The sequence below is a fragment of the Pseudomonas sp. DTU_2021_1001937_2_SI_NGA_ILE_001 genome (assembly GCF_032463525.1).
Classification (GTDB): Bacteria; Pseudomonadota; Gammaproteobacteria; order Pseudomonadales; family Pseudomonadaceae; genus Aquipseudomonas.
In genome coordinates, this window is sequence record NZ_CP135971.1 from 1,881,624 (window position 1) to 1,906,123 (window position 24,500).

A 24,500-nucleotide genomic window follows, 5' to 3' on the forward strand; every position below is an offset into this window, starting at 1 on the left:
ATGCGGCCGCAAAAGGGTTTTATCGCAGCAGCAATGCTCGCCGTTTTTTTAACGCAGGCCACCGAAACGCTGCCAGAAGCTTTCGCCTACATCGGGTAGAGGTCCGTCGGCGGTCTCCATCGCGCCGGCCAGCCATTGCTCGGCCTTGGCACACACCAGCCGGTAGATATTGCGACACAGCTGGCGGGCCGCACGCCCCTCCCAGTCGCCGGGCAGCAGTTCGTCGGGCAGTTGCGGGTCGCGCAGCAGCAGGCGGCGGTACTCATGGACCAACAGGGTACGCGCCAGAAAGCAATCCTCGCCGCGCAGTTCGTCCTGTTCACGCAGCGCCTGCCAAAGCGGGCGGAACAGCTGGATGAATTCACTGTAGTGCTGGCCCAGCTCGTCGATGTTCCAGCTCTCGCGCGCCTGCGCACGCAGCGCCTTGGACGCCAGAACATCCTGGCCGCGGGTTTCGAAGACGATGCTGTCGTCCAGTGCGTCGAGTTCCTGCAGGGTGGCGCTGACATCTGCCTTGTCGCCGCGCGGGTTGGCCAGCACGGTCGGAGCGATCGCGCCAAAACCCTGCCACTCCAGTTCTTCGCGCACCTGCTTGCGTTTGTCTGCTGGCAGTTGCGAGAGCACCACAAGGCACCAGGCACCATCCCAGGCTGGCACGCTGGTGCTGTACACGCGCTTGAAGGCCTTTTCGAAACGCCGTCGTCCGGTGCCGGTCAGGCTGTAGTAGCTGCGTCGGCCGACTTTCTCGGACGTCAGCCAGCCCTCCTTGGTAAGACGAAAGATCGAGGTGCGGATCAGCCGCTCGTTGATGCCCATGGGCTCCAGCAGCTGGATCAGGCTGCCCAGCCAGACCGTGCCGCCGTGGGGCTCGATGGCATCGCCATACAAGGTGATGATCAGTGAACTGGCGCGGATCGGCGTGCGCTCCTGAAAGCGCTGGATGAGCTGGGCGAGCGGAGCAAGGGACGTCATGGGCGTACCGGACAGCGAAAAAGATGCCGAATATAACCGCCCGGCGGGATGCCTGCGAGCCTGCCCATCAATCCCCGGCCTTGGGCCGCAAGGCGCTGTCGCTGATTCGCGGCCGTCCGGCTTCCACTTCGCTCAGCGGCTCACAGGCCACCAGGCCGTGCCGACAGCGTTGCGCCAACTGCTGGTATTCACGGGTGCCAGCCTGCTTCCAGGCCACTTCGTCATCGCTCAGGCGGCGTTTGACCGTCGCTGGCGAACCGAGCACCAGCGACTGCTCGGCGCAACTGAAGCGTGCCTTGACGAAAGTGGTGGCGGCAACGAACGACCGCGCGCCGATCTCGGCGTAGTCCATCACCACTGCGTTCATGCCCACCAGCACATCCTCACCGATACGGCAGCCGTGCAACACCGCGCCATGGCCGATATGGCCGTTGCGTCCCACCACCGTATCGCTGTCGGGAAAACCGTGCATCACGCAGGTGTCCTGCAGGTTGGCGCCCTCCTCCAGGACGATGCGCCCGAAGTCGCCGCGCAGGCTGGCCAGCGGACCGACATAGCAGCCAGGACCGATGATCACGTCACCGATCAGCACCGCCGTGGGGTGCACGAAAGCCGTGGGATGCACCACGGGGGTCAGGCCATCGAGGCTGTAACAGGTCATTCATGAGTCTCCTCGTATCACGTGGGTCGGCGCAGGCGAGGATCATGCTCTACCGCACGACCCATATCTATAAAATCATGCGTATCACGTTCAGATCTTTCCAAACGCCATGAAAGGCTTTAACTCATTGGGCCAACCACCAATGCTGGTAATTGCCGCGCCTTCTCAAACACATATTAGACACACAAATAAAATAAAACATATGTTGTTTTGTATCGCATCAAGCCTATACTCGGTCCAGCACTGCCCCGAGGGCATCTGCCCATTCCAATAATCAGCGGCCCCAAGGTCGCGCGTGCCATCCGAGGACCTGACGATGCCTCACACCCTAGCCGTAACCACAGCCGCCACTGGCGTACGGCTCATCACCCTGCAGCGCCCGCAGGCACTCAATGCGCTGAACACCGAACTGCTCGCCGAACTGGCCGACCAGCTGGACCTGGCCGCAGCCGACCACGCGGTGCGCGCCGTGGTCATCACCGGCAGCCGCAAAGCCTTCGCCGCCGGTGCCGACATCAATGAAATGGCCGAACGTGACCTGGTGGGCATCCTCGACGACCCGAGGGTGGCCTGCTGGCAGCGCATCAGCGCCTTTGCCAAGCCGCTGGTGGCAGCCGTCAACGGCTTCTGCCTGGGCGGCGGCTGCGAACTGGCCATGCATGCCGACATCCTCGTTGCCGGGGAAGATGCACGCTTCGGCCAGCCGGAAATCAACCTGGGGATCATGCCCGGCGCCGGTGGCACCCAACGTCTGTTGCGCGCCGTGGGCAAGTCCCTGGCCATGCAGATGGTGCTCACCGGGCAACCCATTGACGCACGTCATGCCCTGCGCGCCGGGCTGGTCAGCGAAGTCACCCAGCCGGAACTGACCGTCGAGCGCGCCGTGGCCATCGCCAGGCTCATCGCCGAAAAGGCCCCGCTGGCCGTGCGCCTGGCCAAGGAAGCGCTACTCAAGGCCCAGGACACCGACCTGGCCAGTGGCCTGCGCTTCGAGCGCCATGCCTTCACCCTGCTGGCCGGCACCGCCGACCGCGACGAGGGCATCCGCGCCTTCCAGGACAAACGCACGCCGACCTTCAAGGGCCGGTGATCCAAGCCATTCATCGAGAGCGCCATCATGGACTTCCAGCACATCCTGTTTGCCATTGAGGACGGCGTGGCCTTCCTCAGCCTCAACCGTCCCGAGCAACTGAACAGTTTCAACACCGCCATGCACCTGGAAGTACGCGAGGCCCTCAAGCGCGTGCGCCAGGACGGCGCGGCGCGGGTGCTGCTGATTACCGGCGAAGGCCGCGGCTTCTGCGCCGGCCAGGACCTCTCCGACCGCAACGTCGCACCCGGCGCGCAGATGCCCGACCTGGGCGAGTCCATCGAGCAGTTCTACAACCCGCTGATCCGTACCCTGCGTGACCTGCCAATGCCAGTGATCTGCGCGGTCAATGGCGTGGCTGCCGGTGCCGGGGCGAATATCCCGCTGGCCTGCGACCTGGTGCTGGCAGCGCGCTCGGCCAGTTTCATCCAGGCGTTCTGCAAGATCGGTCTGGTGCCGGATTCTGGCGGTACCTGGAGCCTGCCGCGCCTGGTCGGCATGGCGCGGGCCAAGGCCCTGGCCCTGCTCGGTGAGCGGCTCAGTGCCGAACAGGCCGAGCAATGGGGCTTGATCTACCGGGTGGTGGACGACGCCGATCTGCGCGATGAAGCCCTGAAACTGGCCCGCCACCTCGCCACCCAGCCCACCTACGGCCTGGCGCTGATCAAACGCGCCTTCAATGCCAGCGCCCACAACAGTTTCGACGAACAACTGGAGCTGGAGCGTGACCTGCAGCGCCTGGCCGGGCGCAGCGACGACTACCGCGAGGGCGTCTCGGCCTTCATGAACAAACGCACCCCCACCTTCAAGGGACACTGAGCCATGGCAGCCCTGGATAAAAACACGCAGGTGGCGGTCATCGGCGCGGGCGCCATGGGCGCCGGCATCGCCCAGGTCGCCGCTCAGGCCGGCCACTCGGTTCTCCTGTTCGACACCCGTGACGGCGCGGCCGCCCAGGCCATCGTCGGCATCGACCGACAGCTGGGTCGGCTGGTCGAAAAGGGCCGGCTGGCGGCCAGCGAACACAGCGCCATCCGCGCACGCCTGCACGCAGCCGACAGTCTCGCCGGGCTGGCTGACGCCGGCCTGGTGATCGAAGCCATCGTCGAGAACCTGGAGGTCAAGCGGGGCCTGCTGCGCGAGCTGGAGAGCGTCTGCACCGCCAGCTGCATCCTGGCCAGCAACACCTCGTCCCTGTCGATCACCAGCCTGGCCGCCGGCCTGCAACACCCCGAGCGCGTCATCGGCCTGCACTTCTTCAACCCGGCGCCGCTGATGGCGCTGGTCGAGGTGGTGTCGGGTCTGGCCACCGCCCCGGCACTGGCCGACGCCCTGTATGCCACCGCCCGGGCCTGGGGCAAGCAGCCAGTGCATACGCGCTCTACGCCGGGCTTCATCGTCAACCGCGTGGCGCGACCGTTCTATGCCGAGAGCCTGCGCCTGCTGCAGGAAGGCGCGGCGGATTGCGCCACCCTCGACGCCCTGCTGCGCGAAGCCGGCGGCTTTCGCATGGGTGCGTTCGAACTCACCGACCTGATCGGCCATGACGTCAATTACGCGGTGACCTGCTCGGTGTTCGAGGCCTATTACGGCGACATGCGTTTCCAGCCGTCGCTGATCCAGAAGGAACTGGTGGACGCCGGGCACCTGGGCCGCAAGAGCGGCCGCGGCTTCTATGACTACAGCGATGGAGCACTGCGCCCGACCGCGAGCCAGGCACCTGCCGCACCATCCATCGAAGGCTGTGTGGTGGAAGGCGAGCTGGGTATCGCCGAGCCGCTGGTCGAACGCCTGCATCAGGCCGGGGTGGTGGTAACCCGGCGTGCCGGAACCGGGCTGATCCGCGTCGGTGACGCGGTACTGGCGCTCAGCGATGGCCGCCTGGCCAGCCAGCGCGCCCGCCAGGACGGCATCAGCGGTCTGGTGCTGTTCGACCTGGCCCTGGATTATGCCAAGGCCGAGCGCCTGGCCATCAGCCGCGCAGCCCGCACCTCGGAAGCGGCGTTGCAACAGGCGATCGGCCTGTTACAGCGCGCCGGCCTGAAGGTCAGCCTGATCGAGGACACCCCGGCGCTGGTGGTGCTGCGCACCGTGGCGATGCTCGCCAACGAAGGCGCCGACGCGCTGCTGCACGGCGTGGCCAGCGCCGCCGACATCGACCTGGCCATGTGCGCCGGCGTCAACTACCCACGCGGCCCGCTGGCCTGGGCCGACGCCATCGGCCCGGCGCAGGTTCTCGGAACCCTGGAAAACCTGCAGGCCGCCTACGGCGAAACCCGCTACCGCCCCTCGCTGCTGCTGCGGCGACGCACCGAACAAGGGAGCACCCTGCATGCCGCTTGATGCCCAGCAGCTGGCCGAAGCCTGTGCCAGCACCCTCTACGAACGCGATGCCGCCAGCCAGGCCATGGGCATGCAACTGCTGGAGGTCGGTCCCGGCCGCGCCAGTGTCGGCATGCACGTGCGCGCCGACATGCTGCAGGGCGTTGGCACCTGCCATGGCGGGCACCTGTTCGCCCTGGCCGACTCGGCCTTCGCCTTCGCCTGCAACACCTACAACGCAGTGACCGTGGCCATCGGCTGCAGCATCGACTACGTCGCCCCTGCGCAGCTGGACGACCGGCTTGTCGCCAGGGCCGTCGAGCAGAGCCGCAGCGGTCGTACCGGCAACTACGACGTGCGCATCGAAAACCAGCGTGGCGAGCTGATCGCCCTGTTCCATGGCAAATCCTACAAAGTGCGCGGCACCCTGCTCGACCTGGAGAACCTGCAATGACTGACGCCCTGATCATCGACGCCATCCGCACGCCCATCGGGCGCTACGCCGGGGCCCTGGCCAGCGTGCGCGCTGACGACCTGGGCGCCGTACCGATCCGCGCCCTCATGCAGCGCCATCCCGAGCTGGACTGGAGCCAGGTGGAGGATGTGTTCTACGGCTGCGCCAACCAGGCCGGCGAAGACAACCGCAACGTGGCGCGCATGGCCGCCCTGCTCGCCGGCCTGCCGGTAAACGTGCCAGGCGTCACCCTCAACCGCCTGTGCGGGTCCGGGCTGGACGCCGTGGGCAGTGCCGCGCGGGCGATTCGCGCGGGCGAGGCCGGACTGCTGCTGGCCGGTGGCGTGGAGTCCATGTCCCGCGCGCCGTTCGTGATGGGCAAGTCCGAGCAGGCCTTCGGCCGCACGGCGGAACTCTTCGACACCACCATCGGCTGGCGCTTCGTCAACCGTTTGATGCAAGCACAGTACGGCATCGACTCCATGCCGGAGACGGCGGAAAACGTCGCCGCGCAGTTCAGCATTTCCCGCGCCGACCAGGACGCCTTCGCCATGCGCAGCCAGCACAAGGCCGCAGCGGCCCAGGCCAGCGGTCGCCTGGCACGGGAAATCACCCCGGTGGAAATTGCCCAGCGCAAAGGCCCCGCCAAGGTGGTCGAGCACGACGAGCACCCACGCGCCGACACCAGCCTGGAGCAGTTGAGCAAACTGGGTACGCCGTTCCGCGACGGCGGCAGCGTCACCGCCGGCAACGCCTCAGGGGTCAACGACGGTGCCTGCGCCCTGCTGCTGGCCAGCCCTGCCGCCGCCCAGCGCCATGGCCTGAAGGCGCGCGGCAGGGTCCTGGCCATGGCCAGCGCCGGGGTCGAGCCACGCATCATGGGCATCGGCCCGGTGCCCGCGACACGCAAGGTGCTGGACCTGGCCGGCCTGTCGCTGGCCGAGATGGACGTCATCGAACTCAACGAAGCCTTCGCCGCCCAGGGCCTGGCGGTGTTGCGCGAGCTGGGCCTGGCCGACGACGACCCGCGGGCCAACCCCAACGGCGGCGCCATCGCCCTGGGTCATCCGTTGGGCATGAGCGGCGCGCGCCTGGTCACCACGGCCCTGTACGAGCTGGAACAGCGCCAGGGCCGCTATGCGCTGTGCACCATGTGCATCGGCGTCGGCCAGGGCATCGCGCTGGTCATCGAAAGACTCTGACACGCATAGAAAAGATCGGACACGGCGGCGCGGGCTAACCTGCGCCAGACCACTCAGGGCGCTACCGGCCCGTACAAAAACAATCGAGTGAACCATGAACATGATCGCCAATACCGCCTTGCTCGACCCCATGGAAACCGCCAGCGTCGACCAGTTGCGCCAGCACCAGCTCGACCGCCTGCGCTGGAGCCTCAAGCATGCCTACGACAACGTGCCGCTGTATCGCCAGCGCTTCGACCAGCAGGGCTTGCACCCGGACGACCTCAAGCAGCTGGAAGACCTGGCGCGCTTCCCCTTCACCGGCAAGAACGACCTGCGTGACAACTATCCCTATGGCATGTTCGCCGTGCCGCAGAGCGAGGTGGTGCGCCTGCATGCTTCCAGCGGCACCACCGGCAAGCCCACGGTGGTCGGCTACACGCAGAACGACATCGACACCTGGGCCAACGTGGTCGCCCGCTCGATCCGAGCGGCAGGCGGGCGGCGCGGCGACAAGGTGCACATTTCCTACGGCTACGGGCTGTTCACCGGCGGCCTGGGCGCACACTACGGCGCCGAGCGCCTGGGCTGCACGGTGATCCCGATGTCGGGTGGGCAGACCGAGAAACAGGTCCAGCTGATTCGCGACTTCCAGCCCGACATCATCATGGTCACACCGTCGTACATGCTCAACCTGGCCGACGAGATCGAGCGCCAGGGCGTCGACCCGCACACGCTGAAACTGCGCCTGGGCATCTTCGGTGCCGAGCCCTGGACCGCCGAACTGCGCCGCGCCATCGAAGAGCGCCTGGGCATCACCGCCCTGGACATCTACGGCCTGTCGGAAATCATGGGACCAGGCGTGGCCATGGAATGCGCAGAAACCAAGGACGGCCCCACCGTGTGGGAAGACCACTTCTACCCGGAGATCATCGACCCGGTGACCGGACAGGTGCTGCCCGACGGCGAGATGGGCGAGCTGGTGTTCACCTCGCTGTCCAAGGAAGCGCTGCCGATGATCCGCTACCGCACCCGCGACCTGACCCGCCTGTTGCCCGGCACGGCACGGCCGATGCGGCGTATCGACAAGATCACCGGGCGCAGCGACGACATGCTGATCGTGCGGGGCGTCAACCTGTTCCCCACGCAGATCGAAGAGCAGATTCTCAAGATCAAGCCACTGGCCGAGGTCTACGAGTTGCACCTGCACCGCAACGGCAACCTGGACAGCGTCGATGTGCATGTAGAACTCAAGCATGAGCAGCAGCACCTGGACGCCGAACAGCAGAAGCGCGTGGCCGATGAATTGAGTCGGCAGATCAAGACCCACATCGGCATCAGCGCCCGGGTGCTGATCCAGCCCTTCCACACCATCAAGCGCTCCGAGGGCAAGGCCTGCCACGTGTTCGACAAACGCCCCAAGGGCTGAGCCCTCCCCCGCCCATGCGCAAACGGCAGGAACGGCTTTATCCCAATACTGATCTTTTAGACCAGAGCAAGCTGATCTGGCGTCGCTTTTGCTTTTAAAGCACAGAACTTGCAGACGCCGCCGAACGCGACTTCGGTGCAGGCCGAGTGGAGGTGTCATGGAAGGGGGTAAGCCGGCAGGGATGCCGGCTTAGGCGCACTGGGCCAGGGACGGCCCATTGCGCCGGCCCCCTGGAATGGCGCCGGAAGGAGGGAAGTCTGCCCGCAGGGCAGACCCAAGCCAGGAGCAACGCCTTTCGGTTACTTTTGGCGCGCAGGGCACCTGGAAACCAAAAGTAACCCGCCGTAAAGGCGGAAAGGTGACTCAAGGGCACTGATGCAGCGACGGGTGTACCCGCTCCAGATAGCCTGCTATTCGCGAGCAAGCTCGCTCCCACGGCCTGACTGACCCGTATTGGCTTTATCCGGGATGCCTTTCGGGGCTGAAGCCGCCTGCCGGGTGCGCGTTCTCGCGCCCACAAAAAAGCGATACACAAACCAATCATAAAACCAATCAAAAAGCAGCAATACACCCAAGCAAGACGACCTCCCTCGCAAACATCAGGATTCATAGCCATAAATCCTGGCACCTGCTCGCCCGAAAGAGCCATGAAAAGCGATACACAAACAAATTACGATTCATCATTTTTTGTTTGATATTTGTTTTTGCATCGCTTACAACTATGGCCATGGCACACGCCAACCTCACGAACCAAGCTGGAGGCACAGCATGTACGCACAACTGGTCGAGACCGGCGTCAAGCGGCTCAAGGCACTGGAAGAGATGTCCGCCGAGGAGCGCGCCTTCCAGGAGAAGATCGACGCCGAAATCAAGATCGAGCCCAAGAACTGGATGCCCGAGGCCTATCGCCAGACCCTGATCCGGCAGATTTCCCAGCATGCGCACTCCGAGATCGTCGGCATGCTGCCTGAAGGCAACTGGGTTACCCGTGCGCCTACCCTCAAGCGCAAGCTGCAACTGATGGCCAAGATCCAGGACGAAGCCGGCCATGGCCTGTACCTGTACAGCGCAATGGAAACCCTCGGCGCCGACCGCGACGAGGAGATCGCCAAGCTGCACAACGGCAAGGCCAAGTATTCGAGCATCTTCAACTACCCGACCCTGACCTGGGCCGACATGGGCGCGGTGGGCTGGCTGGTGGATGGCGCAGCCATCGTCAACCAGGTGGTGCTGCAGCGCACCTCCTACGGCCCCTACTCGCGGGCGATGATCCGCATCTGCAAGGAAGAGAGCTTCCACCAGCGCCAGGGCTACCAGCTGCTGCTGACCATGATGAAAGAAGGCACCCAGGCGCAGAAGGACATGGTCCAGGACGCCATCAACCGCCTGTGGTGGCCATCGCTGATGATGTTCGGCCCCAGCGACGCCGACTCGCCCAACAGCGCCCAGTCCATGGCCTGGAAGATCAAGCGCCAGAGCAACGACGAGCTGCGCCAGCGCTTCGTCGACCAGACCGTGCCGCAGCTCGAACTGCTGGGTTGCACCGCCCCGGACCCGGACCTGAAGTGGAACGCCGAACGCGGTCATTACGACTTTGGCGAGATTCAGTGGCAGGAATTCTACGAAGTGCTCAAGGGCAACGGCCCGTGCAACCAGGAGCGCGTCGCCAAACGCCGCCAGGCCATCGACGACGGCGCCTGGGTGCGCGAAGCCGCCGTGGCCTACGCGAAAAAACAACAAGCCCGGCGCGACGTCGCCTGAGCCCCTGCCTGATCGGGAGAACCACCATGTCCGAATGGACCCTTTTCGAAGTCTTCGTGCGCAGCAAGCACGGCCTCAACCACAAGCACGTGGGCAGCGTGCATGCCGCCGACCCGGCCATGGCCATCGAGAACGCCCGCGAGCTGTACACCCGGCGCAACGAAGGCGTGAGCCTGTGGGTGGTGCCTTCGGCGCAGATCACCGCCTCGTCACCGGACGAAAAGGACCCGCTGTTCGACCCGGCCGACGACAAGATCTACCGGCATGCCAGCTTCTACGAACTGCCGCCTGAAGTCGGCCACATGTGAGGAGCCGGCCATGACCTACCCTACGCAACGAGAAGACCTGATCCAGTACCTGCTGCGCCTGGGCGACACCGCCCTGGTGCAGGGTCAGCGCCTGTGCGAATGGTGCGGCGGCGCGCCGGCCATCGAAGAGGAACTGGCACTGATGAACGTCGGCCTGGACCTGGTCGGCCAGTCGCGAAACTGGCTGGAATATGCCGCCGAACTGCTCGACGACGGTCGCGATGCCGACCACCTGGCGTTCCGCCGCGACGAGCGTGCCTACCGCAACCTGCTGCTGGTGGAACAACCCAACGGCGACTACGCGGTGACCATGACCAAGCAGTTCCTCTACGACGCCTGGCACTTACCGGTGCTGCAGGGCCTGAGCCAGTCCCGCGACGAGCGCATCGCCGGCATCGCCGCCAAGGCGGTCAAGGAAGTCACCTATCACCTGCGTCGGTCGGGCGAATGGATCGAGCGTCTGGGCGATGGCACCGAAGAAAGCCATGCGCGGATGCTCAAGGCCGTGACCCAGCTGTGGCGCTTTACCGTGGAATTCACCAGCGCCGACGATGTCGAGCTGCGCCTGTTCCAGGCCGGCCTCGCGCCAGACCCGCAAGATGTGGCCAGCGCCTGGCAGAGCCGGGTCAGCGAGCAGTTCGCCCGCGCCACCCTGCCCCTGCCGGACGCCGCCAGCCACTTCTACCTCAGCGGCCGCCAGGGCCTGCACACCGAACACCTGGGCCTGCTGCTGGCAGAAATGCAGTTCCTGCAAAGAGCCTATCCCGATGCGACCTGGTGAGCTGATCCTCGGCGACCGCGGCGCCCGCGCCCAGCAGCCCGACGACCTGGCCAGGGCCTGGTGCGTGCTGGCTGAGGTCATGGACCCGGAAGTGCCGGTGGTCAGCGTGGTCGACCTGGGCATCGTCCGCGACCTCGACTGGCAGGCCGGCCACTTGCACGTGGTGGTCACCCCGACCTACTCCGGCTGCCCGGCCACCGAGGTGATCGAGCAAGACATCGCCCAGGCCCTGGAACAGGCCGGCTTCGCCGCACCGCAACTGGAACGGCGGCTGAACCCGGCGTGGACCACCGACTGGATCAGCGCCGCAGGTCGCCAGCGCCTGCGCGAGTACGGCATCGCGCCACCCGAAGGCAGCCACAGCAAGCGCAGCCTGCTCGGTGAAGCACCGCAGGTGTGCTGCCCGCAGTGCGGCAGCGCCCACACCGAACGCCTCAGCGAGTTCGGCTCCACCGCCTGCAAGGCCCTGTATCGCTGCCGGGACTGCCTGGAACCCTTCGATTATTTCAAGTGCATCTGAGCGGCACCCGCGCCGGAGAACGACAATGAGCCAATTCCACAGCCTGACCATCAAGGACGTGCGCCCGGAAACCCGCGACGCGGTGTCCATCGCCTTCGACATCCCGAGCGAGCTGGCCGAACAGTTCCGCTTCACCCAGGGCCAACACCTGGTAATGCGTACCCACATTGGCGGCGAGGAAGTGCGCCGCTCCTACTCGATCTGCACCGGCACCCAGGACGGCGAGCTGCGCGTGGCGATCAAGCGCGTGGCCGGCGGGGTGTTCTCGGCCTACGCCAACGAAACCCTGCAGGTCGGCCACCGCCTCGAAGTGATGCCCCCTTCGGGCCATTTCCACGTCCCCCTGGACCCCGCGCGCCACGGCCGTTACCTGGCGGTGGCGGCCGGCAGCGGCATCACGCCGATCCTGTCGATCATCAAGACCACCCTGCAGAGCGAACCGCACAGCCAGGTCACGCTGATCTACGGCAACCGCTCCAGCAACGCGGCGCTGTTCCGTGAACAGCTGGAAGACCTGAAGAACCGCTACCTGCAGCGCCTCAACCTGGTGTTCGTGTTCAGCCGCGAGCAACAGGACGTCGACCTGTACAACGGGCGCATCGACGCCGACAAGTGCGGCCAGCTGTTCAGCCGCTGGATCGACGTCAAGGCGCTGGACGCGGCGTTCATCTGTGGCCCCCAGGCCATGACCGAGACCGTACGCGAGCAGCTCAAGGCCAACGGCATGCCGACCGAGCGCATCCACTTCGAGCTGTTCGCCGCCGCCGGCAGCGAGGCGCGTCGCGAAGCGCGCCAGGCCGCCGCCCAGGTCGACAGCGCAGTGAGCCAGATCACCGTAATCAGCGATGGCCGCGAGCTGTCGTTCGAGCTGCCACGCAATACCCAGAGCGTGCTGGACGCCGGCAACGCCCAGGGCGCCGAGCTGCCCTACTCCTGCAAGGCCGGGGTGTGCTCGACCTGCAAGTGCAAGGTGCTGGCCGGCGAGGTGGAGATGGACAGCAACTTCGCCCTGGAAGACTACGAAGTGGCCGCCGGCTACGTGCTGTCGTGCCAGGCCTATCCGCTGAGCGACAAGGTGGTGCTGGACTTCGATCAGCTTTGATGCAGGTCGGTGTGCAGAGCCCTGAAGATCGCCCCCCAACGCATCCCCCGTCTCGACAATCACAACAACAGAGAGCCGCGTCATGACACCCCACGACATCGAGCAATTGCAGGCCCACCCCGACTTCATCCATCTGGTGCAGCGCAAGCAGCGCCTGACCTGGACCCTGACCCTCGGCATGCTGGGGATCTACTACGGCTTCGTGCTGCTGATGGCCTTCGCCCCGCAGGTACTGGGCCGCTCGCTCAGCGGCGGGGTCACCACGCTGGGCATTCCCGTTGCCGTGGCGGTGATCATCATGTCGTTCCTGCTCACCGCCTTCTACGTGCGCCAGACCAATCAGGTCCTCGACCCGCTCAACCAGAAGCTGGCGCAGGCGGTGCGACCATGATCGCCGCGCACCTGATCGCCCTCGCCGGTGGCCTGCTGGCCAGCGGCACTGCCCTGGCCGCCGAAGCGCCGGTACGGCCGTTGAACTGGCACGCCATCGGCATGTTCCTGGTGTTCGTGCTGTTCACCCTCGGCGTGACCCGCTGGGCGGCCCTGCGCACCCGCTCGGCCAGTGACTTCTACACCGCCGGCGGCGGCATCACCGGGCTGCAGAACGGCCTGGCAATTGCCGGCGACATGATCAGCGCCGCGTCCTTCCTGGGCATCACGGCGATGATCTTCATGGCCGGCTACGATGCCCTGCTGTATTCCCTGGGCGTGGTGGCGGCCTGGCCGATCATCCTGTTCCTGATCGCCGAGCGCCTGCGCAACCTGGGCAAGTACACCTTCGCCGACGTGGTGTCGTACCGCCTGGAGCAGACGCCCATCCGCATCACCGCCGCACTGGGTACGCTGATCGTGGCGCTGATGTACCTGATGGCGCAGATGGTCGGTGCCGGCAAGCTGGTCGAGCTGCTGTTCGGCATCAGCTACCTGCAGGCGGTGCTGCTGGTCGGGGTGCTGATGGTCTGCTACGTGACCTTCGGCGGCATGTTGGCCACCACCTGGGTGCAGATCATCAAGGCGGTGATGCTGCTCTCCGGTGCCAGCTTCATGGCCTTCATGGTGCTGCGCCACTTCAACTTCAGCACCGAAGCGATGTTCGCCGGCGCCGCCGCCGTGCATGCCAAAGGCGCGTCGATCATGGCCCCCGGTGGCATGCTGGCCAACCCCATCGACACCCTGTCGCTGGCGGTGGGCATGATGTTCGGCACCGCCGGCCTGCCGCACATCCTGATGCGTTTCTTCACCGTCAAGGACGCCCGCGAGGCGCGCAAGAGCGTGCTCTATGCCACCGGTTTCATCAGCTACTTCTTCCTGCTGCTGATCGCCATCGGCTTCGGCGCCATCGTCATGGTCGGCACCGACGCCAGTTTCCGTGACGCCAACGGCGCGATCATCGGCGGCGGCAACATGGTCGCGGTGCACCTGGCCCAGGCGGTGGGCGGCAGCCTGTTCCTCGGTTTCATCTGTGCCGTGGCCTTTGCCACCATCCTCGCCGTGGTGGCCGGCCTGGCGCTGTCCGGTGCCTCGGCAGTGGCCCACGACCTGTACGCCTGCGTGATCCGCAAGGGCAAGGCCAGCGAGCGCGAGGAAATGCGCATGTCGCGCCTGGCGACCCTGGTGATCGGCGCGCTGGCGGTGGTGCTCGGGGTGCTGTTCGAATCGCAGAACATCGCGTTCCTCTCCGGGCTGGTACTGGCCATCGCCGCCTCGGTGAATTTCCCGGTGCTGTTCCTTTCGATGTTCTGGAAGGGCCTGACCACCCGCGGCGCCGTGGCCGGCAGCCTGGCAGGCCTTGCCTCGGCGGTGGTGCTGCTGGTGCTCAGCCCGGTGGTGTGGGTCAAGGTACTGGGCCACAACAGCGCGCTGTTCCCTTACGCCAACCCGGCGCTGTTCTCCATGACCTTCGCCTTCGCCGGCGCCTGGCTGTTCTCGGTCACCGACCGCTCCGAGCGCGCGGCGCAGGAACGCGGCCGTTACCTGGCGCAGTTCATCCGCTCGATGACCGGCATCGGCGCGGCGACGGCCAGCCGACACTGAGCGTGCGCCTTTTCGCGGTTCAAGCCGCTTCTACCGATTCAGACGAACGAGACAATAACAATGCATAACGTCCGTATCGCTTCATCCCTGCTGGCCGCCTTCGGCCTGGGCGCCGCGGCTAACGCCGGTGCCGCCTTCGTCGAAGACAGCAAGGCCAGCCTGGAAATGCGCAACTTCTACCTGAACCGCGATTTTCGCCAGAGCAATGCGCCCCAGGCCAAGGCCGAAGAATGGGCGCAAGGCTTCACCGCGCGCTTCGAGTCGGGCTTTAGCGAAGGTCCGGTGGGTCTGGGCCTGGACGCCATCGGCGAACTGGGCATCCGCCTGGACTCCAGCGCCGCGCGGCGCAACACCGGCCTGCTGGCCTTCGATCCCGCCACCGGCGAACCGGTGGACGAGTACAGCGAACTGGGCGTGGCCGCCAAGCTGCGCGTGTCCAAGAGCGTGCTGAAAGTCGGCACCCTGCAACCGACCCTGCCGGTGGTGACCTACAACGACACGCGGCTGCTGTCCTCGACCTTTCAGGGCGGTCAGCTGAGTTCCAAAGAAATCGACGGCCTGACCTTCAACGCCGGGCGCCTGACCAAGGCCAACCTGCGCGACTCATCGAGCCGCGACGACATCGGCTATGGCGCCGCCCGCAGCGATGCCTTCGACTTCGCCGGTGGCAGCTACGCCATCACCCCGCAACTGACCGCCAGCTACTACTACGGCAAGCTGGACAACATCTACCGCCAGCACTTCGTCGGCCTGGTGCATACCCTGCCCTTGGGCGAAGGGCGCAGCCTGCGCAGCGACCTGCGCTACTTCGACAGTGGCAACGACGGCCAGCAACGCGCCGGGCGCATCGACAACCGCAACCTCAACGGCATGTTCACCCTCACCCAGGGCAGCCATAAGTTCGGCCTGGGCTTTCAGCGGATGTCCGGCGACAGCGCCTTCCCATTCCTCAACGGCGGCGACCCCTATTCGGTGAACCTGGTGACCTACAACACCTTCACCCGCGCCGACGAGGATGCCTGGCAGCTGCGCTACGACTATGACTTCGCCGGCCTGGGCATTCCGGGGCTGAGCTTCATGACCCGCTATGTCGATGGCCGCAACGCAGCCACCGCCAGCGGCAGCCGCGGCGAGGAATGGGAACGCGACACCGACCTGGCCTATGTGCTGCAAAGCGGGCCGCTCAAGGGCCTGAGCCTGCGCTGGCGCAACCTGACCTTCCGTTCCGGCAACGGACTGACCACCGACCTGGACGAAAACCGCCTGATCCTGGGCTACACCCTGGCGCTTTGGTAGCCACGACACATCACCCGGCAGGAGCGGCCTCATGTTCATGTCCCCGCCCTTTCGCGGCTGAAGCCGCTCCTACCGGCTGTCTACAGATACGGAGAGACCCTGATGAGCAACGCCCCTACCCTGCAAAGTTTCATCGGCGAACGCTGGATCGGCCAGCACGCGGCAACGACCCTGCGCAGCGCCCTCAACGGCCAGGGCATCGCCCACACCCACGAGGAGTCGCCGGACTTCGCCGAAGCGTTGCAGCATGCGCGCCAGCAAGGCCTGGCCGGGCTGCTGGCGCTGGACTTCCAGCAGCGCGCCGCACGCCTCAAGGAACTGGGCAAGTACCTGCTCGAGCGCAAGGAACTGCTCTACAGCCTGTCGCACCACAGCGGCGCCACCCGCGCCGACAGCTGGATCGACATCGAAGGCGGCGCCGGCACGCTGTTCGCCTATGCCAGCCTGGGTCGTCGCGAACTGCCTTCGGGCAACCTGGTGCACGAAGGTCCGGCGATGCCGCTGGGCAAACTGGGCAGCTTCGTCGGCAGCCACATTCTGGTGCCGCGCGCGGGCGTGGCGGTGCATATCAACGCCTTCAACTTCCCCATCTGGGGAATGCTGGAAAAGTTCGCGCCGAGCTTCCTGGCCGGCATGCCGTGCATCGTCAAGCCGGCGACCGCCACCAGTTACCTGGCCGAAGCCACGGTACGGCTGATGCACGAATCCGGCCTGCTGCCGGCCGGCAGCCTGCAGTTGATCATCGGCGGCACCGGCGATCTGCTCGACCGTCTGCAAGGTCAGGACGTGGTGACCTTCACCGGCTCGGCGGACACCGCCGCACGGCTGAAGGTGAATGCCAACCTGGTGCGCCAGTCGATTCCCTTCAATGCCGAGGCCGACTCGCTGAACTGCGCGATCCTCGCCCCGGAAGTGACCCCGGACGACCCCGAGTTCGACCTGTTCGTCAAAGAGGTGGCCCGCGAGATGACCGTCAAGGCCGGGCAGAAATGCACCGCGATCCGCCGCGCCATCGTGCCGGCGCGGCATATCGATGCGGTGGCGCAGAAGCTCCGCGAACGCCTGGCCAAAGTAGTGGCCGGCGACCCGTCGGTGGAGGGCGTGAAAATGGGCGCCCTGGCCTCCCACGCCCAGCAGGCCGACGTCAACGAGCGGCTGCAAGCCCTGCTGGCCAGCAGCGACCTGCTGTTCGGCGCCGCTGATGGCTTCAGCCCGCGTGGCGAAGGCGTGGCCGAGGGCGCATTCTTCGCCCCGACCCTGCTGCGCAGCCGCGACCCGCATGCCGCAGGCGGTGCCCATGACATCGAGGCGTTCGGCCCGGTCAGCACCCTGATGGCCTATGACGACCTGGACGAAGCCGTGGCCCTCGCCGCCCGCGGCAAGGGTAGCCTGGTGGCCAGCCTGATCACCCGCGACCCGCAAGTGGCCGCCCGGGTGGTGCCGCAGATGGCCGCGCTGCATGGTCGCCTGCACATTCTCGACCGCGAGTCGGCCGCCGAATCCACCGGCCACGGCTCACCATTGCCGCAGCTCAAGCACGGCGGCCCGGGCCGTGCTGGCGGTGGCGAAGAGCTGGGCGGACTGCGCGCGGTGAAGCATTACCTGCAACGCAGCGCCGTACAGGGCTCGCCGAGCATGCTGATGGCCGTGACTGGCGAATACGTGCGCGGCGCGCAGCGCGTGGAAACCGAGGTGCATCCATTCCGCCGCCACTTCGAAGACCTGCAGATCGGCGAGTCGCTGCTGACTCACCGACGCACCGTCACCGAGGCCGACCTGGTGAACTTCGGCTGCCTGTCGGGGGACCACTTCTACATGCACTTCGACGAAATCGCCGCCCGCGAATCGCAGTTCGGCAAGCGCATCGCCCACGGCTACTTCGTGCTCTCGGCCGCCGCCGGCCTGTTCGTCTCCCCCGCGCCCGGCCCGGTGCTGGCCAACTACGGGCTGGACACCCTGCGCTTCGTCAACCCGGTGGGCATCGGCGACACCATCCGGGCGCGGCTGACCTGCAAGCGCAAGATCGACCAGGGCAAGCTCAGCGCCAAGGACGAACCCCAGGGGGTGGTGGCCTGGGACGTGGAAGTGACCAATCAGGACGGCGAGCTGGTGGCCAGCTACGACATCCTCACCCTGGTACTCAAACGCCCGGCCTGAGCAACTGCGTTACACGGCACAGGACTGCTAGGAGCGGCTTTAGCCGCGAAGCGACCGCATGTTCACGACAGATGTACTGAATTTCCTGGCGCTTTCGCGGCTAAAGCCGCTCCCACCGGGCCACATGCCGCTTAAGAGAACAGTATTGGTTTTAGCCGCAATACGGGTCAGTTAGGCCGGATAGGAGCGGCTTCAGCCGCGAAGCGACCGCCTGTTCACGACAGATGCAGTGAATGTCCTGGCGCTTTCGCGTCTAAAGCCGCTCCCACCGGGCCACATGCCGCTTAAACGAACAGTATTGGTTTTAGCCGCAATACGGGTCAGTTAGGACTGGTAGGAGCGGCTTCAGCCGCGAAGCGACCGCATGTTCACGACAGATGCGGTGAATGTCCTGGCGCTTTCGCGTCTAAAGCCGCTCCCACCGGGCCACATGCCGCTTAAGCGAACAGTATTGGTTTTAACCGCAATACGGGTCAGTTCAGACCGTGGGAGCGAGCTTGCTCGCGAAGGCCGAGGATGCGTAGCTGATCTGCAGGGAGTTCAAGCTGCACCTGACGCGTTATGAGCCCAGCCCGCCCTCAATCCGCCTCGCCCACCAACTCGACGCAGTCGCGCTGCACCTTGGCGCGGTACAGCGCGTGGTCGACGCTGCGCAGCAAGGCATCGAAACTCTGCGGCGCCGGGCTGCGACCGGTCTGGGTCAGGCCGGCGCTGAACGCCAGGCGCAAAGGCAGTCGAGCATCCAGCTGGCGGCTGCTCAGCGCCTCGCGCAAGCGCTGCATGAACGCCTGGGCCTGCTGGATATCGGTGTTGGGCAACAAGAGCAGAAACTCCTCGCCCCCCCAGCGCACGAACACGTCTGAATGACGTTTGAGCGCGAACACCGTCGCGGCGAACACCTGCAGGGCGCTATCCCCCACCGCATGCCCGTACTGGTCATTGATGCGCTTGAAGTTGTCCAGGTCGATCATCGCCACCGCCATCGGACAGTGCCCCAGCAGCGCCTGTTTCCATTGCTGGTCGAGGATCGACTGCGCACCACGGCGGTTCAGGGCGCCGGTCAGCACGTCGGTGATACTCAGCTGCACGGCCTGCAGGCGCAGGTGTTCCTGGAGCATCAGGGCGAAGCCCAGGGTCAGCAGGAACGACACCATGAAGTCCACCAGCAACGCCATGCGCGACGGCATGTCTGGCTCATCGAAGGGCAATGGGCCGAGGGGTTCGACCAGCAGGCTGACGCACGACCAGGCCTGGAATCCAAAGGCGAACAGCTGCGTGGCGAAGATACCCCAGGCCCCGCGATAGCGACGCAGCAGGCCCAGACACGGGCGCATCTGCAGAGCGATGCCCAGGGCCGCGATGCCGGCAAACCAGGGCACGATGTAGGCGGTGTCGAGCAGCATCAGCGCGATGCTCAGGTAGAGCAGCGGCAGCACCAGGAGCAGCCGCGCTTGCCTGGCTCGGCTACCGGCCGCGCCGGTGAAATGCAGCAGTGCCACGGTGTGGCAGCCGATACTGGCAATCAGCAGTCCGGTGCTGGCCAGTAACGCGGCACGCGGGGAGAGAATCTCCAGCCAGTGCAACTGCGGCACCAACAGGCCGGGCTGGAGCATTTCCGAGAGGCGGTAGCTGGTGTTGAACAGCTCGCCCAGCAACCACCAGTGCAGTGCTTTCGAGGAACGGCCAGGACCGACATAGGACAGGCACAGCAACAAGGCGGTGGTGATCCCGAAGGGCGTCAGGACCAGCAACAGGGAAAAGGGATCACTGAGCAGCATGAAGGGCGGGTGTCTCGGGCAGGATCGCAGGTGCCGAGCATTATGGCAGAGTGCCAGACATTTGGCTCGGCGCGACCCGCCGCACGCACCTGCCGGGCGATTGACGGTACGTGCTTCAGTCGGCAGCCGGCTCCACACGATTGCGCCCGCCCCGCTTGGCGCGGTACAGCGCGCTGTCGGCGCTGCTGTAGGCGGCATCGAAACGGCTGCCCGCCGGGCAGGCGCTGACCCCGAAACTGGCAGTGATCTGCCGGTTGACCGGGGCCGCAAACCCATGCGCAGCGATGGCCTGGCGCATGCATTCGGCCAGTTCCAACCCTTGCTGCAGGCTGTCACCGGGCAGGACCACGGTGAACTCTTCACCGCCGACCCGACCGATCACGCCGGCCTTGGCCACGATCGGCGTCAGGCATTCGACGATGCCGCAGATCACCGCGTCGCCCGCCGGGTGGCCGAAGTCGTCGTTGATCTGCTTGAACAGGTCGATATCCAGCACGATCAGCACCGCGCCGCTGCTTTCCAGCAGGCGCTTGGCGCGTTCGATCACCGCTCCCCGGTTGAGAACCCCGGTCAGGGCGTCGTGAGTGGCACGGAATTCCAACTGTTCGGCCAGGGTCTGCAGCTGCAGGTTGAGGGCGTTCATGTCCCGTTCGGCACGGTCACTGCGGGTGATCAGCCGGCGGGTTTCACGAATCAGACGCTCGAAGTGCCCGGTCAGCTCGCTCAGCGACTGCCGATACAGGCCCGCCTCGCCATCGGCCTGCGCCAGCACCGCGCGCGCCCGGGCCAGGGCGTCGGTTTCGCTGCTGAACAGGTCAACGGCCTGATCGGCTCGCACCTGGAGCACAGAACCTGAGGTCGGCATGGCCTCTTTCCTCAAGAAATGGAAACGGGGTGATCGTTGAAGGTCAACGACGTGAAGTCGGCCTTCAGCTCTTCTCCGAACTCGAAGATGGTCTCGTCCTCCTCGTCGTGATACCAGTTGACCACCACCTTGTTGCCGGCGATCGCCGCATGGTCGAGGGTATCGAAGATGTTGAACAGCATCTTGGTGCTGGAGCTGTTGAAGTAGGCCAGGGCGATATTGGCGGTGATCACCGTAGCGTGGCATTCGTCGAGGAATTCGCGCAATTGCTGGACGATGGGCGCATAGAAGGCGGCGGCGTTCTCTGGGTAAGACTCGCCCTTGATGGTCAGCAGCTGCTGGTCATAGCGAAAATCGACTTCCGGCGAGGTGGCCGTGGCAGCGACGAAATAATTGTCCATGGCGTTGAAGGACTCCGTTCAGATGGTGGCTTTGAGGCAGAACAGGGTGGTTTGGGGATCTTCCGGACGCGGCTGGAAGCTGTACTCCAGCGGCTCGCTGGCATCGCGGGCCATGGTCAGGAAGCCCAGCCCGGCGCCTTTGCTGCCTTCGGGTGTTTCAGCGCGCAGGGATACCTTGTAGGCCTGCTTGATTTCCTCGACCGACATGCCGCGTAGCGGTTCGAGGTTGGAGCGCAAGCGCTCGACTTCGGTGCTGGCCACCGGGTTGGCGCACAGCATGGTGTAGCGGTCGTTTGCCGCACTGATACACACCGAGCCCTGACGCAGCGGCGTCTCGCTCTCGGTGGCGGCGCCGAGGGTGTCGGCCGAGTAATGCACGATGTTCTGCGACAGTTCGATGAACGAAGAGAACAGCTTGCGGCGGGTCGGCCCGCTGACCCCGGAGACTTCCAGTTGCAGCTTGACCACTTCGGCCATGGCCGAGACCACGCTGTGGGAGAAGTAGCCCATGTGGTAGAAGATCACGTTGCGCTGCTGGGCAAGGTCGAAAAAGCTCATGTCGTGGTCCTGAGTGGCGCATAGCAGATTAGTCATCATGGCTCCTGAGGCGGGCGCAAAAGAAAGTCAGGTCGTCGCGGCGGTTCTGTTCGCCCTGCCATTGCGAGAGGCTGTGCAGCAGGCCCTGGCCGATCTCGGCGGCGGGCCGGTCGCAGTTGGCCAGCAGGCTCTCGAAGACCCGGCGCTTGCCGAAGGCGATGTGCTTGGCGCCGCCGATCTGGTCGGTCAAGCCGTCAGTGGCGATGAAGATCAGGCTGCCCGGTTCCAGGGGCACGCTGTGCAGCTCCCACTGATAATCCATGCCACTGTCGACGTAGCCCACGCCCATGCGCTGGCCGGCGATGACTTCGAACTGCGCGGCCTCCGGGTAGAGCACCTGCAACGACAGGCGCGCGCCGGCGAAGCGCAGCGTCCAGGTCTGGGTGTCGAACCAGAAGAACGCCGCATCCAGGCCGTCGTCGGACTCCGGCATGCCGTCGCCATCGCGGTCCTGGCCGAGCATGCCCTTGACACTGCGGTTCACCGCCGACAGCAACGTCGCCGGGTTGCGCGGGCCATGCTGCTCCAGGGCCTGGCCCAGGGCGCTGGACGCGATCAGGGTCATGAAGGCGCCGGGCACGCCATGGCCGGTGCAGTCGGCGATGGCACCGAACCAGCCATCGGGGTAGGTGCAGAAATGGTAGAAGTCGCCCCCCACTACATCGCGCGGCTCCCAGACCAGCGCCGCGTCACTCAGGGTCGACGCCAGGGTATCGCGGGAGGCGCGCAACATGGCCTTCTGGATGACGCTGGCGTATTCGATGCTCTGCATCATCTGGCGGTTTTTTTCCGCCTGCATGGCGGCCACCACGGCGATCAGCTGCAGGCCGTTGCCCAGCCCCGCGAAGCGCCCCTGGCGGGTCACCACGAAGCCATCGGCCAGGGCCTTTTCACCGAACTCGACGGTCTTGAAGGTCAGCTCTTCGATGCTCATGCCGGCGTCGACGATCAGCGGGTCCTTGTCCATGAAGGCGATGCAGCTTTTCTTGTCGTACAGCTCACGGTGATAGAGCTTGCTCATCTGCGACAGGAAGATGTTGCGGTTGATCAGGCCGATGGGACGTTCTTCGTCCACCACCGCCAGGCATACCAGATCGCGCTGCGCCGTGAAGATTTCCATGACCAGCGAATTGGTGGCCTCGGCATCGACTGCAGGGACGTAGTTGCACAGGTCACCGGCACTCTTGTGGTCGCGAGGCAATCGGGGACGCATGAATTGGAAATGTTCGGCTTGCATGGGCGGGCCACTGCGCATCGTAAATACATGACCCTACACCAGCGATATTAAAGTGATATTACATAGCGATGACGGCGCTCACTGCGCAGGCATCAGGGTGTCGAGCAGCCAGGCACCTGCAGGCCCCAGCCCGCGCTGCCGGGACCAGATCACATCCACCGGGCCACTGCGCGGCCAGCCGGGCACCTGCAGTTCCTTGAGCCGCCCGCTGGCATAACCGGACACCAGCCAGCGCGGCAACGCCGCCCAGCCGAAGCCGAACGCCGCCATGTCCATCAGCAGCAGGTAATTGGGCGCCGACCAGCTGCGCCGCCCTCTGATCGGCAGGTCGTTGGCCGGCACGCTGTGTTCGACCAGGGTGTTGAGACGCAGCGCGCGGTGTTCAGCCAACTGCTGGTAGCTCACCGTCTCCAGCGCCGCCAGGGGGTGGGCATGGGCGACGAACAGGCCGAAATTGGCACGCTCGGCGATGGTCGCGTGGCCGATCTCAGGCGGATAGCTGGCCTGGGCCGAGAGCAGCCCGAGGGTGGCGCGACCACTCTGGATCAGGCTGATGGCGTCGCCATGCTCGGCGAACATGCATTCGAACTCCAGGTCCGGAAAACGCTGGTCCAGCTCGGTCATACGCGTCTCGAATTCGACGAACTGGTTGGCGTCGGACAACACCAGGGTCAGGCGCGGCTCGACCCCAGCGGCCAGGCGGCCTGCGGTGCGGCGCAGCAGGTCCTGGGCACACAGCACGTCCTCGACCCGTTCGAGCATCGCCCGACCGGCGTCGGTGAGCACCGGTTGGCGACCGGAACGGTCGAAAAGCTTCAGGTCCAGGTCGATTTCCAGACGCGCGATGGCTTCGCTGAGCGTCGACTGGCTCTTGCCCAGGCGCCGGGCGGCGGCGCTGAACGAGCCCAGGGCAGCGATCTGCACGAAGGCTTGCAGGGCTTCGGGGGAGTAGTTCATCACAGGCCTCTTATCGGTTTTACCGATGGTAAGTATTTTCACTTTACTCGGGTGACCGATGAGAATGCAGGCTTTTCCGACTTCGGAGCCTCTGCCATGAACGCTGCACAGCCCCACTCCTCCACTCCGGCCGTGCCCGCCAAGACCCTGCGCGAGCGGATTCTGCATGCCTTGCTGTTCGAAGCCATCGGCGTGCTGATCTGCGCGCCAGTGCTGGCCTGGGTGATGGACCGCTCGCTGGGCAGCATGGGTGCGCTGACGGTGATGATCTCCACCGCTGCCATGCTGTGGAACATGCTGTTCAACGCCGCGTTCGACCGCCTGCGGGCGCGCCGCCGGTTCGCCATGACCTTCACCACCCGCGCCCTGCATGCGATCGCCTTCGAGGGCGGGCTGGTGGTGATCGTCGTCCCGCTGGCGGCCTGGTGGCTGTCGATCAGCCTGGTCCAGGCCTTCTGGCTGGATATCGGCGTGCTGCTGTTCTTCCTGCCCTACACCCTGGCGTTCAACTGGACCTACGACCTGCTGCGCGAACGCCTGCTGACCCGCCAGCCGGTGGCGCACTGCCGACACTGAATGGTCGCAAAACCGCCCTTC

24 protein-coding genes are annotated in these 24,500 nt (G+C 65.5%); 16 read left to right on the plus strand and 8 right to left on the minus strand.

The features are described from left to right. Positions 1–48: 48 nt before the first annotated feature. Together paaX and paaY are read right to left on the minus strand one after the other, a co-directional pair. On the minus strand, positions 49–972 hold the full coding sequence (gene paaX, locus RRX38_RS07790; protein ID WP_315962131.1) for a phenylacetic acid degradation operon negative regulatory protein PaaX: 924 nt from the start codon (positions 970–972) through the stop codon (positions 49–51). Between the two features lie 67 nt (positions 973–1,039). Further along, on the minus strand, positions 1,040–1,633 hold the full coding sequence (paaY, locus tag RRX38_RS07795; protein ID WP_295476833.1) for a phenylacetic acid degradation protein PaaY: 594 nt from the start codon (positions 1,631–1,633) through the stop codon (positions 1,040–1,042). Positions 1,634–1,949: 316 nt separating this feature from the next. On the opposite strand from paaY, the gene paaF reads away from it, so the two are divergent. From paaF to paaZ, 15 genes are all read left to right on the plus strand, one after another. After that, positions 1,950–2,723 (plus strand): 2,3-dehydroadipyl-CoA hydratase PaaF, encoded by a 774-nt coding sequence (paaF, locus tag RRX38_RS07800; protein WP_315962132.1) that lies wholly within the window; start codon positions 1,950–1,952, stop codon positions 2,721–2,723. Between the two features lie 27 nt (positions 2,724–2,750). Then, complete coding sequence (gene paaG / locus RRX38_RS07805) at positions 2,751–3,542, plus strand: 2-(1,2-epoxy-1,2-dihydrophenyl)acetyl-CoA isomerase PaaG (RefSeq protein ID WP_315962133.1); 792 nt, start codon at positions 2,751–2,753, stop codon at positions 3,540–3,542. Between the two features lie 3 nt (positions 3,543–3,545). Further along, entirely contained in the window at positions 3,546–5,066 is a 1,521-nt protein-coding gene (gene paaH / locus RRX38_RS07810; RefSeq protein ID WP_315962134.1) for a 3-hydroxyacyl-CoA dehydrogenase PaaH, read from the plus strand. Further along, positions 5,056–5,499, plus strand: coding sequence for a hydroxyphenylacetyl-CoA thioesterase PaaI (paaI, locus tag RRX38_RS07815; protein WP_295476825.1), 444 nt, complete (start codon positions 5,056–5,058; stop codon positions 5,497–5,499). Before paaH ends, paaI begins: the two co-directional genes overlap by 11 nt. Next, entirely contained in the window at positions 5,496–6,701 is a 1,206-nt protein-coding gene (gene pcaF, locus RRX38_RS07820; RefSeq protein WP_315962135.1) for a 3-oxoadipyl-CoA thiolase, read from the plus strand. The genes paaI and pcaF overlap by 4 nt, the downstream gene beginning before the upstream one ends. 94 nt (positions 6,702–6,795) lie before the next feature. Next, a complete protein-coding gene (paaK, locus tag RRX38_RS07825) occupies positions 6,796–8,109 on the plus strand; it encodes a phenylacetate--CoA ligase PaaK (RefSeq protein WP_295476822.1) in 1,314 nt (437 codons plus the stop codon). A gap of 768 nt (positions 8,110–8,877) precedes the next feature. Beyond that, a complete protein-coding gene (gene paaA / locus RRX38_RS07830) occupies positions 8,878–9,870 on the plus strand; it encodes a 1,2-phenylacetyl-CoA epoxidase subunit PaaA (protein WP_295476820.1) in 993 nt (330 codons plus the stop codon). Positions 9,871–9,896: 26 nt separating this feature from the next. Beyond that, positions 9,897–10,178: a 1,2-phenylacetyl-CoA epoxidase subunit PaaB gene (gene paaB / locus RRX38_RS07835; protein WP_295476818.1), complete on the plus strand. Its 282-nt coding sequence runs from the start codon at positions 9,897–9,899 to the stop codon at positions 10,176–10,178. A gap of 10 nt (positions 10,179–10,188) precedes the next feature. Further along, positions 10,189–10,959: a 1,2-phenylacetyl-CoA epoxidase subunit PaaC gene (gene paaC, locus RRX38_RS07840; RefSeq protein WP_315962136.1), complete on the plus strand. Its 771-nt coding sequence runs from the start codon at positions 10,189–10,191 to the stop codon at positions 10,957–10,959. Next, positions 10,946–11,479 (plus strand): 1,2-phenylacetyl-CoA epoxidase subunit PaaD, encoded by a 534-nt coding sequence (gene paaD / locus RRX38_RS07845; protein WP_315962137.1) that lies wholly within the window; start codon positions 10,946–10,948, stop codon positions 11,477–11,479. Before paaC ends, paaD begins: the two co-directional genes overlap by 14 nt. Before the next feature lie 25 nt (positions 11,480–11,504). Further along, complete coding sequence (gene paaE, locus RRX38_RS07850) at positions 11,505–12,581, plus strand: 1,2-phenylacetyl-CoA epoxidase subunit PaaE (protein WP_315962138.1); 1,077 nt, start codon at positions 11,505–11,507, stop codon at positions 12,579–12,581. A gap of 82 nt (positions 12,582–12,663) precedes the next feature. Continuing rightward, positions 12,664–12,972 (plus strand): DUF485 domain-containing protein, encoded by a 309-nt coding sequence (locus tag RRX38_RS07855; protein ID WP_315962139.1) that lies wholly within the window; start codon positions 12,664–12,666, stop codon positions 12,970–12,972. After that, complete coding sequence (locus RRX38_RS07860; protein ID WP_315962140.1) at positions 12,969–14,615, plus strand: cation acetate symporter; 1,647 nt, start codon at positions 12,969–12,971, stop codon at positions 14,613–14,615. Before RRX38_RS07855 ends, RRX38_RS07860 begins: the two co-directional genes overlap by 4 nt. 60 nt (positions 14,616–14,675) lie before the next feature. Then, positions 14,676–15,911, plus strand: coding sequence for an OprD family porin (locus tag RRX38_RS07865; protein WP_315962141.1), 1,236 nt, complete (start codon positions 14,676–14,678; stop codon positions 15,909–15,911). A 102-nt stretch (positions 15,912–16,013) separates the two neighbouring features. Beyond that, positions 16,014–18,068 (plus strand): phenylacetic acid degradation bifunctional protein PaaZ, encoded by a 2,055-nt coding sequence (gene paaZ, locus RRX38_RS07870; protein ID WP_315962142.1) that lies wholly within the window; start codon positions 16,014–16,016, stop codon positions 18,066–18,068. Between the two features lie 578 nt (positions 18,069–18,646). On the opposite strand, the gene RRX38_RS07875 is transcribed toward paaZ, so the two are convergent. The 6 genes from RRX38_RS07875 to RRX38_RS07900 all read right to left on the minus strand — a co-directional run bounded on the left by RRX38_RS07875 (position 18,647) and on the right by RRX38_RS07900 (position 23,903). Beyond that, positions 18,647–19,846: a GGDEF domain-containing protein gene (locus RRX38_RS07875; RefSeq protein WP_315962143.1), complete on the minus strand. Its 1,200-nt coding sequence runs from the start codon at positions 19,844–19,846 to the stop codon at positions 18,647–18,649. 115 nt (positions 19,847–19,961) lie between these two features. Further along, positions 19,962–20,711 (minus strand): GGDEF domain-containing protein, encoded by a 750-nt coding sequence (locus tag RRX38_RS07880; protein WP_315962144.1) that lies wholly within the window; start codon positions 20,709–20,711, stop codon positions 19,962–19,964. 11 nt (positions 20,712–20,722) lie between these two features. After that, positions 20,723–21,112, minus strand: coding sequence for a DUF1987 domain-containing protein (locus RRX38_RS07885; protein WP_295476798.1), 390 nt, complete (start codon positions 21,110–21,112; stop codon positions 20,723–20,725). Between the two features lie 18 nt (positions 21,113–21,130). After that, positions 21,131–21,706, minus strand: a complete 576-nt coding sequence (locus tag RRX38_RS07890) for a SiaB family protein kinase (RefSeq protein WP_295476796.1) — start codon at positions 21,704–21,706, stop codon at positions 21,131–21,133. Next, positions 21,699–22,922, minus strand: a complete 1,224-nt coding sequence (locus RRX38_RS07895) for a SpoIIE family protein phosphatase (RefSeq protein WP_315962145.1) — start codon at positions 22,920–22,922, stop codon at positions 21,699–21,701. Before RRX38_RS07895 ends, RRX38_RS07890 begins: the two co-directional genes overlap by 8 nt. A 102-nt stretch (positions 22,923–23,024) precedes the next feature. Further along, complete coding sequence (locus RRX38_RS07900) at positions 23,025–23,903, minus strand: LysR family transcriptional regulator (protein WP_295476792.1); 879 nt, start codon at positions 23,901–23,903, stop codon at positions 23,025–23,027. A 96-nt stretch (positions 23,904–23,999) separates the two neighbouring features. Between RRX38_RS07900 and RRX38_RS07905 the strand changes: the two genes are divergently transcribed. After that, on the plus strand, positions 24,000–24,479 hold the full coding sequence (locus RRX38_RS07905) for a multidrug/biocide efflux PACE transporter (protein WP_315962146.1): 480 nt from the start codon (positions 24,000–24,002) through the stop codon (positions 24,477–24,479). Positions 24,480–24,500 lie beyond the last annotated feature (21 nt).